We start from the raw sequence: 20,823 nt of genomic DNA, 5'->3' as shown, positions 1-20,823 counted from the left end.
AAAGAAATGCAATAGGAGCAATGTCATTTTCCTGAGAGAGAAAACAGGAAGATTACAAATAAATCAGCATTTGATCAGCATCAGGACCAGAATCCGAATAAGGCCAGGATCAGCGCTATAACAACGGATGCGAGAATCAATACGAGTACCGTTACCATGACGCGCAGAAACCCATTCAGTATTTTGGTGCCGATGTTCAGTTGTTCGTCCATGGTTCTCGTGCTTAGGTGAAAGTTACAAAAAATCCCGAACCCGGTCTTTTTTTGCATCCCCCAATTTGAATAAAAAATTTACGGGATATTATATTTAAAAGTCAGGTGGTAAAAATCTTCGATAAAAAGCGGATTCCCTGACCTTCACGGCTTTTGCGGACTCAACTTATTGCTTAGTTCCTCCAGGGATAGGCCTTTCGTCTCCGGCATCATGAATATCACAAACAGCAATTGCAGGACCATCATCAGCGCGAATATACCGAAGACCGTACCCGGCCCTATGCTGCTGAAAAGGAAGGGTATGGATGATGGGATGATAGCCGCGAGTACCCAGTGAACCGAACTACCGAAACTCTGACCATATCCCCTGAGATGATTTGGAAAGATCTCAGAAATAAATACCCATATAACGGTACCCTGCCCAATGGCATGGGCTGCTATGAAAACAAACAGGAACAGGGCGACGGCAAGGCCTTCCCACTCAAAAAAGAAAGCTGAGGCCACCAGGGTCAGGGAAAGGATGTAGCCCACAGACCCTATGTACATCAATTGCTTTCTGCCCATGCGATCGATCAGATTGATCCCAATAAGGGTAAAAACCATATTGGTTACCCCTATGCCGATACTGCTCAGGAGGGCAGTACTCGCTCCGAGTCCGGCTTCTTCCAGGATGCGGGGAGCGTAGTATAAGAAGGCATTGATGCCCGAAAACTGGTTGAAGAACGCGATGAGAAATGCCAGTAAAAGGGGAAAGCGGTACTTTCTGATAAAAATGGTCTCCCCCGGGATGGTGTTCAAATTCTCCAGTTTTACATCTTCCAGGAGCTGTTCGATATGACCCTCGGGATTTATTTCTTGCAATACAGCACGCGCTTCGTCAAAACGGGACCTGCTGAGAAGCCATCTCGGGCTTTTGGGGAGTCCGAAGGCCATTACGGTATAGATGAATGCGGGGATGGCCTCCACACCTACCATCCACCTCCAGGCATTTTCGCCTATGTTGCTGAGCAGGTAGTTGGAAAAGAAGGCGATGAGGATCCCGAAGACGATGTTGAACTGGTACAGGCCCACGAGTTTTCCCCTGTTTTTGGCCGGGGCTATCTCCGAGATATAGGTGGGGGCAGCCACGGTCGAAGCACCCACGCCGAGCCCTCCCAGGAAGCGAAAGACCGCAAAGGTAATCGGGTCGTTGGCAAAAGCAGAACCCACGGCTGAAACAGTGTAAAAGATACCGATCCAGACCAGCGTTTTTTTCCTCCCGAGCCTGTTGGTGGGAAATCCCCCCAGCAAAGCGCCTACCACAGTTCCCCAGAGGGCCATGCCGATGACCACCACTCCGTGAAAACTATCCGACGACTGCCACAGGGCCTGGAGGGTCTTTTCTGCCCCGGAGATCACTACCGTATCAAAGCCAAATAAGAATCCGGCCAGGGCAGCCGTGACAGAAAAGCGCAGAATCTTGCGGTCCATACCAAAGGGGTTTGTTGTAAATCTAGGAAAAATTAGATCTCAATCCTTTTATGGCGCCAGGATTCACAGGTCCATTTTGTCTTTGAGATAGGCCGTGATCTTTAGGGTGGCCCCTGTTCTGGAAGCTACGAAATCGGCATTGATCTTTCCTAGTCTGTTCCTTTCACGCTTGTTCCTTACGAGCTCCAGGATCCGAATTGAGAAGGATTCCGGGTTCTCTACCACAGAGATCCCGCCCAATTCCACCAGGTCCTCCGCCTCCGTGAATCCTTTGAAATCAGGGCCCGTCAGTACAGGGATCCCGAAGACCGCCGGTTCCAGGGTATTGTGCAATCCGGTGGCGAATCCCCCTCCCACATAAGCTATATCGGCATAGGAGTACACTTTGGTAAGAAGACCTATCGTATCCAGTACCAATATCCTGAATTCTGAAGGGTCCTGTTCCCCAAGCTCTGAATAAAACAGGGTTTTAGCAGGTAGGGATTCCCTGAGGGAATGGAGATGGCCTTCCTTGATGTCGTGAGGGGCGATCAGTATTCTCAGGCCGGCCGGTAATTCCGGCAAAAAAGAGAAGAGTAAAGCCTCATCCTCGGGCCAGGTACTGCCCATGACCAGACAGAGGTCGTTACCCTTAAAGCGATCCATAAATGGGAGCGTATTGTCTCGCTCCAGGATCTCGTTAACCCGATCGAAACGCGTATCCCCCGAAAGGGTGACCCCCGTGATCCCGAGTCTTTCCAGCAATTGCACAGACCTTTCGTCCTGTACAAAATAATGGGAGAATTGCCTGAGGGCCTGCCTCATAAATCCCCCGTATCCTTTAAAAAAGACCTGGTCCGGCGTAAACCTGCCTGAGATAAGGACCGCTGGAATTTGCCTTTTGGAGAGGGCATTGAGGTAGTTGGGCCAGATCTCGTACTTTACAAAGAGGGCGATCACAGGCTTTGTCAGATCCAGGAAGGTTTCTACCTTACTCCGGACATCTATCGGCAGGTAGGTGATAAGATCTACGTCCCCTGAATTCTTTTTCACCTCATAACCCGAAGGGGAGAAAAAGGTGACCAGTACCTTGTAATCGGAACAGGATTCTTTTAACGCTTTGATCACGGGAAGTCCTTGCTCGAATTCTCCCAGAGAGGCCGTATGTATCCAGATAACCCGGTCATTCTGTCCGAGGTGTTCCCTTAGAAAACTTAATACACCCCGTCGGCCTTCTACGAACAGCTTTAATTTTGGCTTGAAGAATGCGGCGATCTTCAGGAATTGCCAGGAGGCCGAGATCAGAAGATTGTAAAGGGAATACACAAGGGGTTCATTTGTCGCTAAAATAAGCTTCTTTGGGGAATTACATTGGCCGCAGTTCCTTAATTTCGTAATATTGCGGGCATAGTTTCAGGCATGAAAAAGATACAAATGGTTGACCTTACGGGTCAATACGAGGACATAAGGGAAGAAGTAAACCGGTCTATCCAGCAGGTCATGGATACAGCGGCCTTTATCAACGGTCCGGAGGTTCAGGGATTTCAGAAGGAACTGGAAGAATATCTGGGGGTAAAGCACGTGATCCCGTGCGCCAACGGCACGGATGCCCTGCAGATCGCCATGATGGGCCTTGGTCTAAAACCGGGGGACGAAGTGATCACCGCCGATTTTACCTTTGCGGCCACCGTGGAGGTCATCGCCTTGCTGGGGCTGACCCCGGTACTGGTGGATGTGGATGAGGAGACCTTCAACATCGACCCCGCGGCCGTCAGGAAAGCCATTACTCCGAAGACCAAAGCCATTGTTCCAGTACACCTTTTTGGGCAGTGCGCCCCTATGGATGAGCTTTTGGAAATAGCCGAGGAACACGGGCTCTTTCTTATCGAGGACAATGCCCAGGCCATAGGCGCCACCCATACTTTTAAGGACGGTAGCAAAAAAAAGGCGGGTACCATGGGACACGTAGCCGCTACCTCTTTCTTCCCCTCAAAGAACCTTGGATGTTACGGGGATGGTGGGGCTATCTTCACCAATGATGATGACCTGGCTCATTTTATCCGGGGGATCGTGAACCACGGGATGTATGAAAGATACCACCACGACGTGATTGGGGTGAATTCCCGCCTGGATTCCATCCAGGCCGCGGTTTTGAGGGCAAAACTGCCTCGTTTGGATACCTATTGCGAACGCAGGAGGCAAGCCGCGAGGAAATACAACCAGGCCTTCCGCGGGAACAAAGAACTTATCCTCCCAAAGACCGTGAACAATTGCGAAGGGATCTGCAGCACCTGTGACTGCCATGTGTTCCATCAGTATACCCTCAGGATCACCAATGGCAAAAGGGATGCCCTGGCGGCTCACCTATCGGAAAAAGGGATCCCGTTCGGGATCTATTACCCCATCCCCTTGCACAAGCAGAAGGCTTACGCGGACACCCGTTACAAGGAGGCTGATTTTCCTGTAACCAACCAATTGGTAAAAGAGGTGATCTCCTTGCCCATGCACACAGAACTCGACGACGAGCAGATCAGCTACATAACCACGACCATCCTGAATTTTATCTAGATCGATATGAAAATACTGGTAACCGGAGGCCTTGGATTCATAGGCTCACACACCGTTGTGGAACTTCAACAGGAAGGATACGAGGTGGTGATCATCGACAACTGCTCCAACGCCTCAGAGGACGTACTTGAGGGGATTACCTCCATCACAGGAAAGCAACCCCTCTACGAGAAAATTGATCTCAGGAACAAATCGGATGTGATCGGGTTCTTTTCCCGTCATCCCGATGTGGAGGGAGTCATCCATTTTGCCGCTTCCAAGGCGGTAGGGGAGAGCGTGGAGAAACCCCTTCTGTATTACGAGAACAACCTGTCTACCCTGGTCTACCTCTTACAACAACTGACCCGGAAGAACAAGGCCCATTTTATTTTCAGTTCGTCTTGTACCGTATACGGCCAGGCCGATGAAATGCCCATTACGGAGAACGCCCCGGTAAAACCTGCCGAGTCGCCTTACGGGAATACCAAACAGATAGGGGAGGAGATCATACGCGACACCTGCCGGGTCTGTCCCCAGCTGCAGGCTATTTCTTTGAGGTATTTCAATCCCATGGGCGCTCATCCCAGCGCTGAGATCGGGGAACTCCCCCTGGGCGTACCTCAGAACCTGGTACCCTTTATTACCCAGACAGGGATCGGGCTTCGGGAACAACTCTCGGTTTTTGGGGACGACTACCCCACGGAAGACGGTACCTGTATCCGGGATTACATCCATGTGGTGGACCTCGCAAAGGCACATGTGGTAGCTCTTAAACGCCTGCTGGAACAGGGGAATGAGGAGAACTACGAGGTATTTAATGTAGGGACAGGTACAGGGAGTTCGGTGTTGGAGGTCATCCGGAGTTTTGAACGGGTGTCCGGATCGAAATTGAATTACAAGGTGGTGGACCGCAGGGCCGGAGATGTTATCCAGGCCTATGCAGATACCTCCCGAGCCAACAGGATCCTGGGCTGGAAGGCCGAGTCGACCCTGGATGATGCCATGCGTTCGGCATGGAAATGGGAACAAAAGATACGGTCCTGACCCCCCTAGGGGATTTCCCTGAGGAGGTCCGTCCGGGCGGTTACTTCGTATATACCGTATGGGTAATGAATTGAGCAATAGTTCGGAGGTGTTGCGAAAGGCCGCTTCCCTCGACCTCTACCACAATCTGGTGGACCAGCTGGTCAAGGACTTTGCACTGGCCAACATCTCCTTCCAGCCCCGAAAAGAAGTATCACCGGCAGAGTTGACTGCCCTTCTCAGGGAAAAGGTCTATGTGTTATTGCTGGAAAGATTCCCGGACTACCTTAACCTCCTCTACATCATCGATGTGCCTGAAAACTCCCTTTCTTCTGGAGAGACAAGGGATGCTGCTGATATGGCAGAGGAAGCTGCCTACCTAATTCTGAAAAGGGAATGGCAAAAGGTATGGCTGAAACACAGCTATAGAGGGGGAGGGGTATAATCCCACTAAAAGAAAACCCTCACAAAGGGGATCCAGGCATTGGCGTAGATGCTTTTGTTCTCATCATACAGGACGTCATAGCGAATGCCGAAGGTGACAGGTCCGGAATTGTAACCGATCCCGAGAAAGAGCATAGGCAACCAGTAATCCTCCTCCACCGGTACTGCGTTGAACTGATACCTCCGATTTACCCGCAGCTGTTCGAATTCTGAGGAGAGCTGCAGGCCCTGGAAGGGTGTAAAATAGGCCAGTGCCCCGGCTCCGTAGGCCGTGAACCGGTCATCCCCGAATTTGGCATAGGAAAAACTGACATTGGTGCCAAGGGCCACATAGGGATTCAATGGATAAATGGCCGCCGGGGAGGCATTGATATTGAAGGAATTATTGCCAAATCCGATCCCGATGGCTCCTCCGTATCTCACCTTGCTCCAAAAAGGGTCATATGAACGGTTGCTCTGGCCCCTTACCTGAGTCAATCCAGACACAAAAAGAAAGGAGATCAGAAAAAGTATTCCTTTTATTTTTAAGGTACCTGACATAGGTTTGAAATTGTGAATATTAGAACGGGACATCCCTGCAAATAGTATTAAATATTGTATTTTTGATAAATTTTTACAACGGTAAGATCCGCTGATTATATGGACAAATATTCCTTTTTAAACGCTGCACATACCTCCTTTTTCGCTGAGATGTACGATAAGTACCTCACACATCCGGACAGTGTGGAGCCCAGTTGGAGGGCCTTTTTTCAGGGCTTTGATTTCGGGATGGAAAGCGCACTGGATGAGGTCGGGATAGACACGCATTCGGGTACCGCCACCCTGTCTAATGGGCAGGATGTAGTGATCCCCGAAACCCTGCAGAAGGAATTCCAGGTAGTGCGACTCATAGACGGGTACCGCAGCAGGGGCCACCTTTTTACGAAAACGAACCCCGTGAGGGAAAGGAGGAAATACTCCCCTACGCTCGACATTGAGAATTTCGGGCTTTCCGAATCAGATATGGACACCGTTTTCAATGCGGGGGAGATCATAGGGATAGGTTCCAACACACTGAGGAATATCATCTCCCACCTGCAGCAGATCTATTGTGATTCCATAGGCGTGGAATACATGTACATCCGGAGCCCCGAAAGAGTCGAATGGATTCAGGCCTGGCTGAACAGGAACAACAACCACCCGGATTTCAGCCCGGATCAGAAAAAACACATTCTCAGGAAACTCAACCAGGCGGTCTCTTTCGAAGGCTTCCTTCACACTAAATACGTAGGTCAGAAGCGATTCTCCCTGGAGGGGAACGAATCCCTGATCCCGGCGGTGGATACCATCGTTGAAAAAGCAGCAAGAATGGGGGTTAAGCAATTCGTGATGGGAATGGCCCACCGGGGCAGGCTCAATGTGCTGACCAATATTTTCGGGAAGGCTGCCAAAGATATTTTTAGCGAGTTCGACGGGAAGGATTACGAACAGGAGATTTTTGACGGGGATGTAAAATACCACCTCGGCTGGACGTCCGAACGGACAACGGAGAACGGCAACAAGATCAATATGAACATCGCCCCCAACCCCTCCCACCTGGAGACCGTAGGCGCAGTCGTGGAAGGGATCTCGAGGGCCAAGCAGGACGCGCATTTCCCGGATGACTTCTCGAAGGTGTTACCCATTGTCGTACATGGGGATGCCGCCATCGCCGGCCAGGGCATCGCCTATGAGCTGGTGCAGATGGCAGACCTCGACGGGTATCGCACCAACGGGACCATCCATATCGTGGTGAACAACCAGATCGGCTTTACGACCAACTATCTGGACGGGCGTTCGTCTACCTATTGCACAGATGTGGGCAAGGTGACCCTTTGCCCGGTCCTGCACGTGAATGCCGATGACGTGGAAAGTGTGATCCACGCCTCCCTTTTTGCCCTGGAATACCGTATGCAGTTTCAGAGGGATGTCTTTCTCGACCTATTGGGATACAGAAAATACGGCCATAATGAGGGGGACGAACCCAGGTTCACCCAACCCAAGTTGTACAAGGCCATCGCAAAACACAAAAACCCAAGGGACATCTACGCTGAGAGATTGATGTCCGAAGGGGTTATTGATCAGGACTTTGTCCGGCAGATCGAAGAGGAATACAAGTCGAGCCTGGAGGAAGAGCTCGAGGATTCCAGGAAAGAGGAAAAGACAGAAATCACCCCTTTTATGGCCGACGAATGGAGTGGCTTCCAGAATGTTCGGGAATGGGAGATGATGGAATCCGTGGATACTACCTACAACCGGAAAAAACTGGACGCCATTGCCGAGACCATTACCACCCTGCCTGAAGGGAAGAAATTTTTGAGGAAGGTGGAAAAGCTGGTCAGCGACAGAAAAAAGATGTACTTCGAAACAGACAATCTCGACTGGGCGATGGGGGAATTACTGGCCTATGGATCCCTGCTGGAGGAAGGTTTTGGGGTGCGAATGAGCGGACAGGATGTGGAGAGGGGTACCTTTTCCCACCGCCATGCGGTCATGAAGGTGGAAGAGAGCGAAGAGGAAGTGATGCTGCTGAATCACATCTCTGAAAAGCAGGGAATTTTCCAGATCTACAACTCCCTCCTTTCAGAATATGGAGTGCTTGGCTTCGACTATGGGTATGCCATGGCCAGTCCCAATACGCTGACCATATGGGAAGCCCAGTTCGGGGATTTTAGCAATGGGGCCCAGATCATGATAGACCAGTACATCTCTGCGGCAGAGGACAAATGGAAGCTGCAAAACGGACTGGTGATGTTCCTGCCTCACGGATATGAAGGGCAGGGGGCCGAACACTCCTCGGCCAGGATGGAAAGGTATCTTCAGTTGTGTGCCAGGGACAATATGTACGTGGCCGATGTGACCACTCCTGCGAATATGTTCCATTTGCTGAGGAGGCAAATGAAAAGCAATTTCAGGAAACCCCTGATCGTCTTTACCCCCAAGAGTCTGCTGAGGCATCCGAAAGCCGTTTCATCTGTAAGCGAACTGACAGAAGGCAGGTTCATGGAGGTCATCGATGACGAGTCCGCAAAGGTGGATAAGGTGAAGTCGCTGGTATTCTGCACCGGAAAATTCTATTACGACCTCCTCTCGACCCGGGAGGAACGCAACAGGGACGACGTGGCTTTGGTGCGTCTGGAACAGCTCTTCCCTCTTCCCGCAGAAAAGATGAGGGAGATCATGGCCAAATACAGCAAGGCAGAGGAAGTCGTTTGGGCCCAGGAGGAACCAAGAAATATGGGCGCATGGTCGCATCTTTTGATGCATTTTGAGGAAGCCCGTTCTTTTAGGGTAGCTTCGAGGCGTATCTATGCTGCTCCGGCAGCCGGTAGTTCGGTGCGGTCCAAGTTGAGGCATCAGCAGGTCATCGATTACGTCTTCGACAAGACCAAGGACAATATGACAAGACCCGCAATGAAAAACTGACCGAGGACCATGAGGACATTCCTGCTCTTTTTGCTTTTCTCCTGGGTCAGTTATTCTCAAAATGAGCTGCCCCAATACGCCAACATGATCTCTCAGGTAGCGGCCCTCTACAATGCCCAGGATTATCAGGGTATCTATCGCCTGTACGACGAGAACATGCAAAAGGCCCTCACTCCGGAGGAGAACCGAAAATTTTTCTCGGAGAATGTGAACCGCATCATGGGGAATATCAGGGAATGGGAATTCATTGGATATCAAAGGGGAGCCCATGTCTATCGCACCTCCTTCGAGAAGTCCATGACCAACCTGATGCTCTCCATCAGCGGGCAGAATAACAAGATCAGCGGTTTCTACATCGCCCCGGCCAGACCCATAGGTATCCCCGTACTCGAAAGGAATACCACCAAAATGATCCTGCCATTCAAGGAAGAGGTCTTTGTATATTGGGGAGGTACAACCGTGGAACAAAACTATCACGTTGCCGAGATCTCCCAGCAATATGCGTATGACATCCTGCAGGTCAGGGACGGAAGATCCTACGAGGGGGACCCAAAGCGCAATGAGAGCTACCTGGTTTTCGGGAAAGAGATCATAGCGCCCTGTGATGCCAGGGTAGTCCTGGTCATTGACGGGGTTCCGGACAATGAACCCGGTATTACCAACCCGGAACAATTGACGGGAAACACCATCGTCCTGCAGACCACCGCGGACGAGTATATCCTCATGGCGCATCTGCAGGAAGGTTCGATAGAGGTTGAAGAAGGAGAAGAGGTCAGACAGGGACAGGTAATTGCCCGCTGTGGCAATTCCGGAAATACCACAGAACCTCACCTGCACCTGAGCCTGCAGAACACGGTGAATATGGAGGAGGCAACCGGAGCAAAGTTGTATTTTGATCAGCTCAGGGTTAATGGGGAAATTAAAACGGATTATCTGCCTATAAAAGAAGATTTTATCAGAAATTTGGAATAACGTATTCAATACAAAAACAGAACCATGATATTAGAAATGAAAGTTCCCTCTCCGGGAGAATCCATAACTGAAGTCGAGATCGCTGAATGGTTGGTCAAGGATGGTGATTATGTGGAAAAAGACCAGGCTATTGCTGAGGTGGATTCTGATAAGGCTACGCTGGAACTCCCTGCTGAAGAAAGTGGTATCATCACTCTTAAAGCGGAAGAAGGTGATGCTGTTGCCGTGGGAGAGGTAGTCTGTCTGATCGATACAGATGCCCCCAGACCCGAAGGGAAAGGTGGAGAAGCCAAAGAGGCCAAAATTGAAAAACCCGTTTCTGAAGATAAACCAAAACCTGCTGAGAAGCCCAAGCCTGCTGAGGCGAAAAAATCCTATGCCAGTGGCACCCCTTCTCCTGCAGCGAGGAAGATCCTGGATGAAAAGGAGATTCCGGCCTCTTCGGTAAAGGGAACAGGCAAGGATGGCAGGATCACTAAGGAGGATGCGGTCAATGCCGTTCCATCCATGGGGACACCTACCGGTGGAAAAAGGGGAGAGACCAGGACCAAACTATCCATGCTCAGGCGGAAGGTGGCGGAACGACTGGTCTCGGCTAAAAATGAGACCGCCATGCTCACCACGTTCAACGAGGTCGACATGTCTGCCATTTTCGAGCTGAGAAACCAGTACAAAGAGGAATTCAAGGAGAGGCATGGGGTGAGCCTGGGCTTTATGTCCTTCTTCACCAGGGCGGTTATCCGCGCTCTTCAGGAATTCCCAGCAGTAAATTCCATGATAGACGGGAAGGACATGATCACCTATGACTTCTGCGATATCAGTATTGCCGTTTCCGGACCCAAGGGACTTATGGTGCCCGTGATCCGAAATGCGGAGAATCTTACCTTCAGGGGTATTGAGGCCGAGGTAAAACGCCTCGCCATACGCGCCAGGGAAGGACAGATCACGGTGGACGAGATGACCGGCGGAACTTTTACCATCTCCAATGGAGGGGTGTTCGGTTCCATGCTATCCACGCCCATTATCAATCCTCCTCAGAGCGGGATCCTGGGGATGCACAATATCGTGGAGAGACCCGTGGTGAAGAATGGGGAGATCACTATCGCACCCGTGATGTACGTGGCCTTGTCCTATGACCACAGGATTATAGACGGTCGGGAGTCGGTTGGTTTCCTGGTGGCCGTTAAGGAAGCCCTAGAAAGCCCCGAAGAGCTTCTCATGGGTGGGGATGTGAAAAAGGCCCTGGAGCTGTAGGTCATTATAAACGATCAGAAAAGCGCTCTTCAGGAGCGCTTTTTCTTTTTGAGGTAGAGGGTGCTGGTCTTGTAATCTATAATGGCCCTGCCTTTTTCCAGTAGGTCGGCGCCTATGATACCATCTACCGGAAGGGCTTCATGGGAGGTCAGGGCCTCGTTGATATGCCCGAGGTCAAACAGGATGATCTTTGTCTTTTTCCTTTTCCATTTCCCGATTTGCAAAGCGTTCTTTGTAGACAGTTGTGTCTCCATATCGGTGGCACCCGCTCCTGCGGCTTTCACCTCAGATGCCCTGGAACTGAGTTTGAAATATTCGATCTTATCCATACCCACACAGGTATTCGAAGCCCCGGTGTCCACGATGAACCTCCCGATTATTCCATTGATCGCGGCGGTGACCTCCATGTGATGGGTGGCCGTGATCGTCAGGGGTACTGCCAGGTATCCCTTCTTTTTTAAAAACGTCTTTAAGGTTCCCATTCCCGTGTTTTGTGCTAAAGATAATCCTATTTTTGTCACATGCTGATCACAGACACACACATACACCTCTATTCGGAATCTTTTGAGGAAGACAGGGCCCAGGTGGTAAAAAAGGCGTTGGCAAATGGAATTGAGCGTTTCTTCGTCCCTGCCATCGACTCAGAGTATACCGATTCCATGTTCCGGCTGGAAAAGGATTTCCCGGGGAAGATCTTCCTGATGGCAGGGCTGCACCCCACCCATGTAAAGGAGAACTACCGCGAAGAACTGGACCATGTCAGAAACCTGCTGTCTCAAAGGAAATTCTGGGCGGTGGGCGAGATCGGGATCGACCTGTACTGGGACAAAACGTTTTTTCCCGAACAACGCTTGGCCTTCAAGGAACAGATCGCCCTGGCCAAAGAATACGGGTTGCCCATCGTGATCCATTGCCGGGAATCCTTTGATGAGATCTTTGAGGTCCTGGAGGAGGAAAAGGGGGACGACCTATACGGGATCTTCCACTGTTTTACAGGGACCCTTGAACAGGCAGAAAGGGCGATCGGGTTTAACATGAAGCTAGGGATCGGGGGAGTGGTGACCTTTAAGAATGGAAAGATCGACAGGTTCCTGGACCGTATCGGACTGGAGCACCTGGTCCTGGAGACCGATGCCCCCTACCTCGCACCCGTTCCGCATCGCGGCAAACGGAATGAGCCTTCCTTTCTCATGGAGGTTTTGAACAAACTTTCGGATATTTACGGGGTGAGGGAAGAAGAAATAGCGAGGATCACCACAGAGAATTCAAGGCAGGTCTTTGGGGTCTGAGGCAGGTTGCATTAGGCAGGTAACTTTAACACACTCTATTCCGCATGTCCGTTAAAAAAGAACAAAGCAGGATCCTGATCATCTACACCGGAGGAACCATAGGCATGGTCAAGGATTACCACACCGGGGCCCTGAAGGCATTCGATTTTGCCAAGGTCGTCGATGGGATACCCGAACTGGGTCAGCTCGACTGTGCTATTGACAGTGTTTCCTTCAAATCGCCCATTGATTCCTCGAACATGAACCCTTCCCATTGGGTCGCTATAGCTACCCTGGTCGAAAAACACTACTCGGATTACGACGGCTTTGTGGTCTTACACGGGAGCGATACGATGAGTTATACCTCCTCTGCCCTGAGTTATATGCTGGAGAACCTGGAGAAGCCGGTGATCTTTACCGGCTCCCAGCTGCCCATCGGGGACCTTCGCACGGACGCCAAGGAGAACCTGATCACCTCCATACAGATCGCGGCTTTGAAGCAGGAGGGGTTGCCCGTGGTGCGGGAAGTAGGGCTCTATTTTGAGAACAAACTCTACCGGGCAAACCGCACCACCAAGATCAACGCGGAGCATTTCGAGGCCTTTGCCTCCCCCAACTATCCCATCCTGGCGGAATCCGGCGTGCACCTGAAAATACATCCGGAAAACCTGTGGAGAAATCGAATTAAAAAACCTCTAAAGGTGCACAAGGAACTCGATGACCGGGTGGCTATCCTCAAACTTTTCCCGGGGTTCAACAGGGACCTGGTCAGGAGTGTGCTCGGCATTCCCCATCTCAGGGCCCTGGTCCTGGAAACCTATGGGGCAGGGAATGCACCAACGGCCGACTGGCTGCTGGCCGACCTGAAAGGAGCGATCGACAGTGGATTGTACATCGTGAACGTGACCCAGTGTTCCGGGGGTGGCGTGATCATGGGGCAGTACGAGACCAGTAGAGAACTGGAGAAAATGGCCGTGATAAATGGTAGGGATATTACCACAGAAGCCGCCATAACCAAGCTGATGTACCTGCTTGGCAGCAAGGTTTCGGGCAATTCATTCGGGACCATATTCGAGACCTCCCTCAGAGGTGAAATGACCTAAATTTTAAGGGATAAAATTTTAAAGATCCCGATTTTTTTTGTTTCTTGAGCGCCCGTTCAAAACGGAATTTAGAGAGGTGGCCGAGTGGTCGAAGGCGCACGCCTGGAAAGTGTGTATACACCAAAAGTGTATCGAGGGTTCGAATCCCTTCCTCTCTGCTAACACCATGTGAAAGAGCTTCGCTCATGGGAGAAAAATTAGGATTTCTAATTTTTCCACTTATATTTGTCAAGTTGGCAAAATACGAAGGATTCAATGTCCTGAAGTGCAAATCTTTTAATTATTAATTGTTTATTTTTTATATCTTTAAACCTATTAACTAACTAAATTCAAGTTAAACAAAATGAAAAGATTATTCTCGATCCTGGCTATGGCTGGGCTATTTGTCCTAAGTACAAATACGGTAAGCGCAAAAGCGAATGCAATGGTTTCTAATCTCTCTGCGACTGTTGTCTCCGCGGCAATGACGATTCAGGATTCGCCAGCTGAGGAGATGGTGGAAGAAAAAGGATTCCAGCAAGTTTTGAAAGAGCAATTTATCCAAGGGGGTGCAGGATTCATGGGGATCGTACTTCTCTGTCTCATTCTGGGTCTGGCAGTAGCGATTGAAAGGATTATATACTTGAATATGGCTAGCACAAACACCGATAAACTGAAACAACAGGTAGAAGACGCCCTTGCCTCCGGTGGGGTTGAAGCTGCCAAGGAAGTATGCCGAAACACTCGTGGTCCGGTGGCTTCTATCTACTACCAGGGTCTCGACAGGGCCGGAGAAGGTGTAGAATCTGCCGAGAAGGCGGTTGTGGCCTACGGTGGTGTGCAAATGGGACAGTTGGAGAAAAACGTTTCCTGGTTGTCTCTCTTTATCGCCATCGCCCCTATGCTAGGGTTCATGGGAACGGTTATCGGTATGATCCAGGCCTTCCAGAAAATTAGCGCGGTGGGTAACCTCAGTGCCTCCCTTATTGCAGGAGACATCCAGGTGGCCCTTTTGACAACGGTATTTGGTCTTATTACTGCGATCATCCTCCAGATTTTCTACAACTACATCATCGCCAAGATCGATGGTATAGTGAACGATATGGAAGATTCCTCGATCACCCTGATCGACATGTTGGTAGATCACAAGAAATAATAAGCGCCTAAAGACAAAAGATTATGAATAAAATTGTAAAAATAGCACTGGCCGTTCTGGGTCTGATCTCGGCGATACTCTGGTATCAACTGCCCAGTCAGGACATGCCGGCCTCAGAAGCGGTGCAGAGTGGCGCCCTCACAGGGATGTTCACCATTACCTACATCCTTTTGGCTGTAGCCGTGGTGGCAAGTTTGCTCTTTACCCTGATCAACCTGGTCGCACATCCACAGAAATTGAAAAGGACGCTGGTCGTAATCGGGGTGTTCCTGATCCTGCTCGGATTCTCCTGGGCAATTTCCACTGGATCGGACGTGAATCTCGATGAGATGGCTAGAAGAGGAATCCCGACGACAGAAGAGACCGTCAAAAATATCGGCACTGGTTTAAATCTTTTCTTTGTGCTGGTTATAGTAGCGGTAGTCTCTATGCTGTATGGAGGAATCAAGAAGATGACAAGTAAATAATAAAGAACTGAGTTATGGCTAGAAGAGGAGGACCACCAGAAGTAAATGCCGGATCCATGGCAGACATTGCCTTCCTGCTACTCATCTTTTTCCTGGTAACCACTACCATCGAAACGGATGCGGGGCTAGACCGGATGTTGCCACCTATTGAACCGCCTGAAGATAATGTGATCATCAAACAGAAGAACATCTTCACGGTGAATATCAATAAGAGTGGGCAATTACTCGTAGAAGAAGAGTTGACCAACCTCAAGGACCTTCGCAAGAAAGCGATTGCCTTCCTCGACAATGGGGGAGACGGTACGTGCAACTATTGCAAGGGTAAAAAGGATGATACTTCTTCGGACAACCCCACCAAGGCCATCATTTCCCTGAAGAATGACAGGGAGACCAAGTACGGTACCTATATTACCGTTCAGAATGAACTGGTAGGTGCCTATAACGAGTTGAGGAACCGGGAGGCCCAAAGGCTTTACGGGCGTGATTTTACGGATATGGAGGCGGAGTATCTGAATCCGGAGACCCCGTCGAGTATTCGTGACGACCTTAAGGACAAAGTCCAGAGGATACAGGATCTGTTTCCTCAGAAGCTCTCTGAGGCGGAAACCGCGACTTCAAACTAATTTTTTAGGAACAAAAGACTATGGCTAAATTCACAAAGAAAAAAGACGGAGACCTGCCAGCTGTATCCACGGCTTCGCTTCCCGATATCGTATTTATGCTCTTGTTCTTTTTCATGACGGTGACCACCATGAAGGACAGTTCTCTGATGGTTGAGAACACCCTGCCGAATGCGAGCGAGGTGAAGAAGCTGGAAAAGAAGGACAGGGTATTGTATATCTATGTGGGAAAACCGACGAGGGATTACCAGAAGGTGTTCGGAACCGAGCCTAAGATCCAGTTGAATGACAAGTTTGCAAACGTTTCCGATGTGGGCGATTTTATCCTGGAGGAAAGGGCCAAAAAGCCACAGGAATTACAGAACGTTCTGACCACCGCTCTCAAGGTGGATAAGGATGCCAACATGGGTCTGATCTCTGATATCAAACAGGAACTTCGTAAAGTAAATGCCCTGAAGGTGAACTATACCACCTACGAGGGGGATGCTTTCAGGAACATCCAGTAGAATCGATAAAACAAGAAATAAAACGCCCCGATTTCCGGGGCGTTTTTTTATTGGCATTGATCCAAAAATCCTACCTTTAGGGGCATGAGGTCTTGCATTGCATTCTTCCTTTCTGCCTTTTGCCTGACGGTTATGTCTGCTCAGGATAGCTTACAGCAGCCCGATCTGAAGTATCTGGAGGACCAGTTTTACGTGGGCCTTACTTACAATTTCATAGCGAATAAACCCCAGGGTGTAAACCAGCGGAGTCTCTCCTATGGTCTTCAATTCGGATTTATCAAGGACCTTCCCCTGAACACTGAAAGAAATTTTGGCCTGGGGCTGGGGCTCGGCTACGGTTACAATTCGTATTACACCAACCTGCAGGTGGTTGAATTGGAGGATGGATTCCGTTATCAATTGCTGGATAGCGACCTTGGGGTAAAGCGAAATAAGGTGGAGACCCATTTGGTGGAAGTGCCTTTTGAGATCCGATTTCGAAATTCCACACCCTCAGAATACAGGTTCTGGCGCCTATACCTGGGGGCTAAGTTGGGCTATGTGCTGGGAGGCAGAGCGAAAACCGTAACGGCTGATTTTAAAGATTCCTTCTACGTGACGGACATAGAGAGATTTCGATATGGGGTCATGGCTAATTTCGGCTATAATACCTTCAACATTCACGTGTACTACTCCTTCAATAACCTCTTTAAGGATGGGTTGACACTGGATACCGGAGAGGACCTCACCTTCACCCCTCTGCGTATTGGCCTTATCTTTTATATCCTCTAAACCAGAAGAAATTCCTACAGCCAGAATTTCAGGGTGAGCAGCTGTGAGACCGCACCCACCAGAAACCCTATGAGAAGCTCCGTACGGGTGTGTGCCTTGAGGTACAGCCTGGAAGAGGCTACCAGGCCCGATGCGAAGAACATTAAGCTGATAGCCATGACGATATTGCGTTCAAAGTGAAAACTAAGGGCGATAAGATACATTAGGATACTGCCCATGCCCATCATGTGAAGGCTTGTCTTAAACGGGATATAAAGCAATAGGAGGCATGTACTGCTGGCGGCTATCAGACCCAGGAAAAAGAAGTACAATTCAACATTGTAATTGTCCGGTATGACCTTCAGCAAAATCATAAATAGGAGGATAAGGCTGATCATGAGGGGATATTTGCGTTCCTCTGTTTTCTCAAGGAAAATGGATCCCACGATCCCCAGGTTCTTCAGGATGAAGAAACTCAATATGGGGATAATGATGGTCAGGATAAATACCGGAAGTATGTTTCCGCTCCTCATCTCAAGGGTGGTATACTTGGGAGTGATCAGAAAATAGGATACGGTTCCCGCCAGGGGCACAAAGATGGGATGGAAGATGTAGGATGCCAGCTGGGAGAGAATTCGCATCAGATCTCTTTTCTTAGGCGGGCGACCGGTATGCCCAGCTGTTCCCTGTATTTGGCCACCGTGCGCCGGGCAATAGGATACCCCTTTTCTTTTAGAATGGATGCCAATTTATCATCGGTCAGTGGTTTTCTCTTGGATTCTTCCCCTATCACGGTCTCGAGGATCTTTTTGATCTCCTTGGTGGAGACGTCCTCTCCCTGCTCGTTTTTCATCGATTCGGAGAAATATTCCTTGATCAGCTTGGTGCCGTAGGGAGTGTCTACGTATTTGCTGTTGGCTACCCTGGATACGGTGGATACGTCCATGTCTATAGCATCCGCTATGTCTTTCAGGATCATAGGGCGTAGTTTGCGCTCATCCCCTGTCAGGAAATATTCCTCCTGGTACTCCATGATGGCATTCATGGTGATGTACAGGGTCTGTTGCCGCTGCCGAATGGCATCGATGAACCATTTGGCCGCATCGAGTTTTTGTTTGATAAAAAGGACTGCGTCCTTCTGGGACTTGGAACGTTCTTTAGCATTCTTGTATCCCGCAAGCATGTTGCTGTATTCCTTGGAAACATGAAGTTCGGGGGCATTCCTGCTATTGAGGCTCAATTCCAGTTCTCCGTCTACGATGCGAATCGAGAAATCCGGAACGATATGTTCCACGATTCGGGTATTACCTGAATAGGATCCCCCGGGTTTTGGGTTGAGCTTTTCGATCTCCGTGATGGCTTCCTTAAGCTGCTCTTCGGTGATATTGTGTTTTTGCAGGAGCTTTTTGTAGTGCTTTTTCGTGAAGTGATCAAAGGATTTCTCCAGGATCTCTACAGCCAGCTCTACCGCCGGTATGGGGTCCTTCCTCCTGAGCTGGATCAACAGGCATTCATCCAGGGAACGGGCTGCTACGCCTGGGGGGTCGAGCTCCTGTACGATCTCCAGTACCTTCTGGATGGTCTTCTGATCTGTGTAGATATTCTGGGTGAATGCCAGGTCATCCATGATATCGCTCACGGGTCGCCTGATATAACCGCTTTCATCCACGCTGCCCACCAGGAATTCGGCAATGGCCCATTCCTCATCGCTGAGGTAAAAGGTATTCAGCTGGTTGATCAGGTATTGATTAAAAGAGATACCTGCCGCATAGGGCACCGTCTTTTCTTCATCGTCTGCACTGTAGTTGCTGGTACGGGTGCGATAATCCGGGATCTCGTCATCGCTTAGGTAGTCATCAATATTGATGTCTTCCGTGTTGATGGTCTCGCTGTCGTTTTCCCCTTCGTATGCTTCCTCAAAATCATCCTCGTAGGAATCCGTTTCTTCTTTCCCGGATTCCAGGGCCGGATTTTCCTCCAATTCCTGTTTCAACCGCTGTTCAAAAGCCTGTGTAGGCAATTGTATGAGTTTCATCAGCTGGATCTGCTGAGGAGAAAGCTTTTGAGAAAGTTTAAATTGTAAGTGTTGCTTCAGCATGGGGACTTTACATTCTCATCACATAAAAGTAACGAATTTACCTTTAGAACTCCGCATTCTGCGGTGTTCTGGGAAACGGTATCACGTCCCGGATATTGCCCATTCCGGTGGCGAACTGTACGAGCCTTTCAAACCCGAGGCCAAAACCACTGTGGACTGCCGTACCGTATTTCCGGAGGTCCAGGTACCACCAGAGCTCTTTTTCCTCTATACCCAGGTCCTTTATCTTCTGCAGCAGCACGTCTAGTCTTTCCTCCCTCTGAGAACCACCCACGATCTCCCCTATACCCGGGAAGAGGATGTCCATAGCCCTGACCGTTTTGCCGTCCTCATTGAGGCGCATATAGAATGCCTTGATCTTGGCAGGATAGTCATACAGGATCACAGGGCAATTAAAGTGTTTTTCCACCAGGTAACGCTCGTGTTCGCTCTGCAGGTCGGCACCCCATTCTTCAATGATATACTGGAATTTCTTTTTCTTGTTGGGCTTGCTGTTCCTCAAAATATCTATAGCCTCCGTATAGGTCACCCTGACGAACTGGTTGTCGATCACGAACTTCAATTTGTCCATAAGGGCCAGATCGCTGCGTTCGGTCTGGGGTTTTGTTTTCTCTTCATCAAGGAGTCGTTGTTCCAGGAATTCCAGGTCTTCCCTGCAGTGCTGCATGATATAGCGGAGCACTTCCTTGATAAAATCTTCGGCCAGGTCCATATTGTCATGCAGGTCGTAAAAGGCCATTTCGGGTTCTATCATCCAGAATTCCGCCAGGTGCCTGGACGTGTTGGAGTTCTCGGCCCTGAAGGTGGGACCAAAGGTATAGACCTTACCCAGACCCATGGCATAGGCCTCTGCCTCCAGCTGGCCTGAGACCGTGAGATTGGTCTCTTTGCCGAAGAAGTCTTCCCTATAGTCTACCTCTCCCTCTTCCGTCAGGGGAGGTTTCCTGGCGTCGAGGGTCGTAACCCGGAACATTTCCCCGGCACCTTCCGCATCCGAACCCGTTATGATCGGGGCGTGGAAGTAATAAAAACCGTTTTTCTGAAAGTACTGATGTATCGCAAAGGCCAGAGCAGACCGTACCCGCATGACCGCAGCAAAGGTATTTGTTCGCACCCGGAGATGGGCCTGTTCCCTGAGGAACTCCATGGAGTGTTTCTTGGGTTGAATGGGATAGGTTTCCGGATCTGCCTTCCCGTGGATGTGCAACTCAGTCACCTGGATCTCCACGGCCTGTCCTTTTCCCTGGCTTTCCACGAGATTCCCTTTTACGCCTATGGCCGCTCCTGTGGCGATCTGCCGGAGTAAGGCATCGTCAAATTTCTCAAAGTCGACCACACACTGGATATTCTGCAAGGTAGAACCGTCATTCAGTGCGATAAATCGATTACTCCTGAAAGTCTTCACCCATCCGTTCACCTCCACCACCTGACCTCGTGGGGATTCTTGTAAAAGCGCTTTGATATGCGTCTTGACCATGTGCATTTTATTCTGATTAACCCCGCAAAGATAGTCCATTGGAGAGAACTTTTC

The 20,823-nt window shown here is 49.9% G+C and carries 21 protein-coding genes and 1 tRNA gene; 14 read left to right on the top strand and 8 right to left on the bottom strand.

Annotated features, from left to right (window positions below; all coding sequences use genetic code 11):
* Nucleotides 1-80 precede the first annotated feature (80 nt).
* From GWK09_RS15075 to GWK09_RS03455, 3 genes are all read right to left on the bottom strand, one after another.
* Entirely contained in the window at nucleotides 81-212 is a 132-nt protein-coding gene (locus tag GWK09_RS15075; protein WP_262886018.1) for a hypothetical protein, read from the bottom strand.
* 144 nt (nucleotides 213-356) lie between these two features.
* The gene (locus tag GWK09_RS03460) at nucleotides 357-1,682 is read right to left on the bottom strand and encodes a sugar porter family MFS transporter (protein WP_163691612.1); all 1,326 of its coding nucleotides are present in this window, start codon (nucleotides 1,680-1,682) and stop codon (nucleotides 357-359) included.
* 63 nt (nucleotides 1,683-1,745) lie between these two features.
* Complete coding sequence (locus GWK09_RS03455) at nucleotides 1,746-2,987, bottom strand: 3-deoxy-D-manno-octulosonic acid transferase (protein ID WP_163691611.1); 1,242 nt, start codon at nucleotides 2,985-2,987, stop codon at nucleotides 1,746-1,748.
* A gap of 93 nt (nucleotides 2,988-3,080) precedes the next feature.
* On the opposite strand from GWK09_RS03455, the gene GWK09_RS03450 reads away from it, so the two are divergent.
* The 3 genes from GWK09_RS03450 to GWK09_RS03440 are packed head-to-tail and all read left to right on the top strand — an operon-like array spanning nucleotide 3,081 to nucleotide 5,676.
* Nucleotides 3,081-4,229: a DegT/DnrJ/EryC1/StrS family aminotransferase gene (locus GWK09_RS03450; protein ID WP_163691610.1), complete on the top strand. Its 1,149-nt coding sequence runs from the start codon at nucleotides 3,081-3,083 to the stop codon at nucleotides 4,227-4,229.
* Between the two features lie 6 nt (nucleotides 4,230-4,235).
* Nucleotides 4,236-5,252, top strand: coding sequence for a UDP-glucose 4-epimerase GalE (galE, locus tag GWK09_RS03445; protein ID WP_163691609.1), 1,017 nt, complete (start codon nucleotides 4,236-4,238; stop codon nucleotides 5,250-5,252).
* 58 nt (nucleotides 5,253-5,310) lie between these two features.
* On the top strand, nucleotides 5,311-5,676 hold the full coding sequence (locus GWK09_RS03440; protein ID WP_163691608.1) for a hypothetical protein: 366 nt from the start codon (nucleotides 5,311-5,313) through the stop codon (nucleotides 5,674-5,676).
* 5 nt (nucleotides 5,677-5,681) lie between these two features.
* Here the strand turns inward: GWK09_RS03440 and GWK09_RS03435 are convergent, their stop codons facing one another.
* The gene (locus GWK09_RS03435) at nucleotides 5,682-6,215 is read right to left on the bottom strand and encodes an alpha-ketoglutarate decarboxylase (protein WP_163691607.1); all 534 of its coding nucleotides are present in this window, start codon (nucleotides 6,213-6,215) and stop codon (nucleotides 5,682-5,684) included.
* Between the two features lie 99 nt (nucleotides 6,216-6,314).
* On the opposite strand from GWK09_RS03435, the gene GWK09_RS03430 reads away from it, so the two are divergent.
* Genes GWK09_RS03430 through odhB form a run of 3 tightly spaced genes read left to right on the top strand, consistent with a single transcriptional unit; the run spans nucleotide 6,315 to nucleotide 11,345 of the window.
* The gene (locus GWK09_RS03430) at nucleotides 6,315-9,119 is read left to right on the top strand and encodes a 2-oxoglutarate dehydrogenase E1 component (protein ID WP_163691606.1); all 2,805 of its coding nucleotides are present in this window, start codon (nucleotides 6,315-6,317) and stop codon (nucleotides 9,117-9,119) included.
* A gap of 9 nt (nucleotides 9,120-9,128) precedes the next feature.
* Complete coding sequence (locus GWK09_RS03425; protein ID WP_163691605.1) at nucleotides 9,129-10,091, top strand: M23 family metallopeptidase; 963 nt, start codon at nucleotides 9,129-9,131, stop codon at nucleotides 10,089-10,091.
* 24 nt (nucleotides 10,092-10,115) lie between these two features.
* Complete coding sequence (gene odhB / locus GWK09_RS03420; protein ID WP_163691604.1) at nucleotides 10,116-11,345, top strand: 2-oxoglutarate dehydrogenase complex dihydrolipoyllysine-residue succinyltransferase; 1,230 nt, start codon at nucleotides 10,116-10,118, stop codon at nucleotides 11,343-11,345.
* A 29-nt stretch (nucleotides 11,346-11,374) separates the two neighbouring features.
* Here the strand turns inward: odhB and GWK09_RS03415 are convergent, their stop codons facing one another.
* Nucleotides 11,375-11,827, bottom strand: a complete 453-nt coding sequence (locus GWK09_RS03415) for a retropepsin-like aspartic protease (protein WP_163691603.1) — start codon at nucleotides 11,825-11,827, stop codon at nucleotides 11,375-11,377.
* 39 nt (nucleotides 11,828-11,866) lie between these two features.
* On the opposite strand from GWK09_RS03415, the gene GWK09_RS03410 reads away from it, so the two are divergent.
* The 8 genes from GWK09_RS03410 (at nucleotide 11,867) to GWK09_RS03375 (ending at nucleotide 17,215) form a co-directional block, all read left to right on the top strand.
* Nucleotides 11,867-12,634 carry a TatD family hydrolase gene (locus GWK09_RS03410; RefSeq protein WP_163691602.1) on the top strand — a complete coding sequence of 256 codons (768 nt, stop codon included), beginning with the start codon at nucleotides 11,867-11,869 and terminating at the stop codon, nucleotides 12,632-12,634.
* Between the two features lie 44 nt (nucleotides 12,635-12,678).
* Nucleotides 12,679-13,716 (top strand): asparaginase, encoded by a 1,038-nt coding sequence (locus tag GWK09_RS03405; RefSeq protein WP_163691601.1) that lies wholly within the window; start codon nucleotides 12,679-12,681, stop codon nucleotides 13,714-13,716.
* Nucleotides 13,717-13,786: 70 nt separating this feature from the next.
* Nucleotides 13,787-13,874 (top strand) — tRNA-Ser (locus GWK09_RS03400).
* A 185-nt stretch (nucleotides 13,875-14,059) separates the two neighbouring features.
* Entirely contained in the window at nucleotides 14,060-14,851 is a 792-nt protein-coding gene (locus GWK09_RS03395) for a MotA/TolQ/ExbB proton channel family protein (RefSeq protein WP_163691600.1), read from the top strand.
* A 23-nt stretch (nucleotides 14,852-14,874) separates the two neighbouring features.
* Nucleotides 14,875-15,318, top strand: a complete 444-nt coding sequence (locus tag GWK09_RS03390) for a hypothetical protein (protein ID WP_163691599.1) — start codon at nucleotides 14,875-14,877, stop codon at nucleotides 15,316-15,318.
* A 14-nt stretch (nucleotides 15,319-15,332) separates the two neighbouring features.
* A complete protein-coding gene (locus GWK09_RS03385) occupies nucleotides 15,333-15,941 on the top strand; it encodes an ExbD/TolR family protein (protein ID WP_163691598.1) in 609 nt (202 codons plus the stop codon).
* A 20-nt stretch (nucleotides 15,942-15,961) separates the two neighbouring features.
* Nucleotides 15,962-16,444 carry an ExbD/TolR family protein gene (locus GWK09_RS03380; RefSeq protein WP_163691597.1) on the top strand — a complete coding sequence of 161 codons (483 nt, stop codon included), beginning with the start codon at nucleotides 15,962-15,964 and terminating at the stop codon, nucleotides 16,442-16,444.
* 84 nt (nucleotides 16,445-16,528) lie between these two features.
* A complete protein-coding gene (locus GWK09_RS03375; protein ID WP_163691596.1) occupies nucleotides 16,529-17,215 on the top strand; it encodes a porin family protein in 687 nt (228 codons plus the stop codon).
* A 14-nt stretch (nucleotides 17,216-17,229) separates the two neighbouring features.
* On the opposite strand, the gene GWK09_RS03370 is transcribed toward GWK09_RS03375, so the two are convergent.
* The 3 genes from GWK09_RS03370 to asnS are packed head-to-tail and all read right to left on the bottom strand — an operon-like array spanning nucleotide 17,230 to nucleotide 20,769.
* On the bottom strand, nucleotides 17,230-17,835 hold the full coding sequence (locus GWK09_RS03370; RefSeq protein WP_163691595.1) for a hypothetical protein: 606 nt from the start codon (nucleotides 17,833-17,835) through the stop codon (nucleotides 17,230-17,232).
* Nucleotides 17,835-19,292 (bottom strand): RNA polymerase factor sigma-54, encoded by a 1,458-nt coding sequence (gene rpoN / locus GWK09_RS03365; protein WP_163691594.1) that lies wholly within the window; start codon nucleotides 19,290-19,292, stop codon nucleotides 17,835-17,837. Before rpoN ends, GWK09_RS03370 begins: the two co-directional genes overlap by 1 nt.
* 43 nt (nucleotides 19,293-19,335) lie before the next feature.
* Nucleotides 19,336-20,769 carry an asparagine--tRNA ligase gene (asnS, locus tag GWK09_RS03360; RefSeq protein ID WP_163691593.1) on the bottom strand — a complete coding sequence of 478 codons (1,434 nt, stop codon included), beginning with the start codon at nucleotides 20,767-20,769 and terminating at the stop codon, nucleotides 19,336-19,338.
* Nucleotides 20,770-20,823: the final 54 nt, after the last annotated feature.

This window comes from Muriicola jejuensis, from assembly GCF_010671595.1.
GTDB lineage: Bacteria > Bacteroidota > Bacteroidia > Flavobacteriales > Flavobacteriaceae > Muriicola > Muriicola jejuensis.
Note: the sequence above shows the minus strand (reverse complement) of the source record. Positions and strands in the feature narration are given on the sequence as shown.

What these genes read in the sequence shown, in the direction of transcription:
- GWK09_RS03450 (WP_163691610.1), top strand. Translation starts at nt 3,081, where the DNA reads ATGAAAAAGATACAAATGGTTGACCTTACGGGTCAATACGAGGACATA.
- GWK09_RS03390 (WP_163691599.1), top strand. Translation starts at nt 14,875, where the DNA reads ATGAATAAAATTGTAAAAATAGCACTGGCCGTTCTGGGTCTGATCTCG.
- GWK09_RS03385 (WP_163691598.1), top strand. Translation starts at nt 15,333, where the DNA reads ATGGCTAGAAGAGGAGGACCACCAGAAGTAAATGCCGGATCCATGGCA.
- GWK09_RS03415 (WP_163691603.1), bottom strand. Translation starts at nt 11,827, where the DNA reads ATGGGAACCTTAAAGACGTTTTTAAAAAAGAAGGGATACCTGGCAGTA.
- rpoN (WP_163691594.1), bottom strand. Translation starts at nt 19,292, where the DNA reads ATGCTGAAGCAACACTTACAATTTAAACTTTCTCAAAAGCTTTCTCCT.
- galE (WP_163691609.1), top strand. Translation starts at nt 4,236, where the DNA reads ATGAAAATACTGGTAACCGGAGGCCTTGGATTCATAGGCTCACACACC.
- odhB (WP_163691604.1), top strand. Translation starts at nt 10,116, where the DNA reads ATGATATTAGAAATGAAAGTTCCCTCTCCGGGAGAATCCATAACTGAA.
- GWK09_RS03395 (WP_163691600.1), top strand. Translation starts at nt 14,060, where the DNA reads ATGAAAAGATTATTCTCGATCCTGGCTATGGCTGGGCTATTTGTCCTA.
- GWK09_RS03430 (WP_163691606.1), top strand. Translation starts at nt 6,315, where the DNA reads ATGGACAAATATTCCTTTTTAAACGCTGCACATACCTCCTTTTTCGCT.
- GWK09_RS03460 (WP_163691612.1), bottom strand. Translation starts at nt 1,682, where the DNA reads ATGGACCGCAAGATTCTGCGCTTTTCTGTCACGGCTGCCCTGGCCGGA.
- GWK09_RS03405 (WP_163691601.1), top strand. Translation starts at nt 12,679, where the DNA reads ATGTCCGTTAAAAAAGAACAAAGCAGGATCCTGATCATCTACACCGGA.
- GWK09_RS03375 (WP_163691596.1), top strand. Translation starts at nt 16,529, where the DNA reads ATGAGGTCTTGCATTGCATTCTTCCTTTCTGCCTTTTGCCTGACGGTT.
- asnS (WP_163691593.1), bottom strand. Translation starts at nt 20,769, where the DNA reads ATGGTCAAGACGCATATCAAAGCGCTTTTACAAGAATCCCCACGAGGT.
- GWK09_RS03370 (WP_163691595.1), bottom strand. Translation starts at nt 17,835, where the DNA reads ATGCGAATTCTCTCCCAGCTGGCATCCTACATCTTCCATCCCATCTTT.
- GWK09_RS03380 (WP_163691597.1), top strand. Translation starts at nt 15,962, where the DNA reads ATGGCTAAATTCACAAAGAAAAAAGACGGAGACCTGCCAGCTGTATCC.
- GWK09_RS03425 (WP_163691605.1), top strand. Translation starts at nt 9,129, where the DNA reads ATGAGGACATTCCTGCTCTTTTTGCTTTTCTCCTGGGTCAGTTATTCT.
- GWK09_RS03435 (WP_163691607.1), bottom strand. Translation starts at nt 6,215, where the DNA reads ATGTCAGGTACCTTAAAAATAAAAGGAATACTTTTTCTGATCTCCTTT.
- GWK09_RS15075 (WP_262886018.1), bottom strand. Translation starts at nt 212, where the DNA reads ATGGACGAACAACTGAACATCGGCACCAAAATACTGAATGGGTTTCTG.
- GWK09_RS03440 (WP_163691608.1), top strand. Translation starts at nt 5,311, where the DNA reads ATGGGTAATGAATTGAGCAATAGTTCGGAGGTGTTGCGAAAGGCCGCT.
- GWK09_RS03410 (WP_163691602.1), top strand. Translation starts at nt 11,867, where the DNA reads ATGCTGATCACAGACACACACATACACCTCTATTCGGAATCTTTTGAG.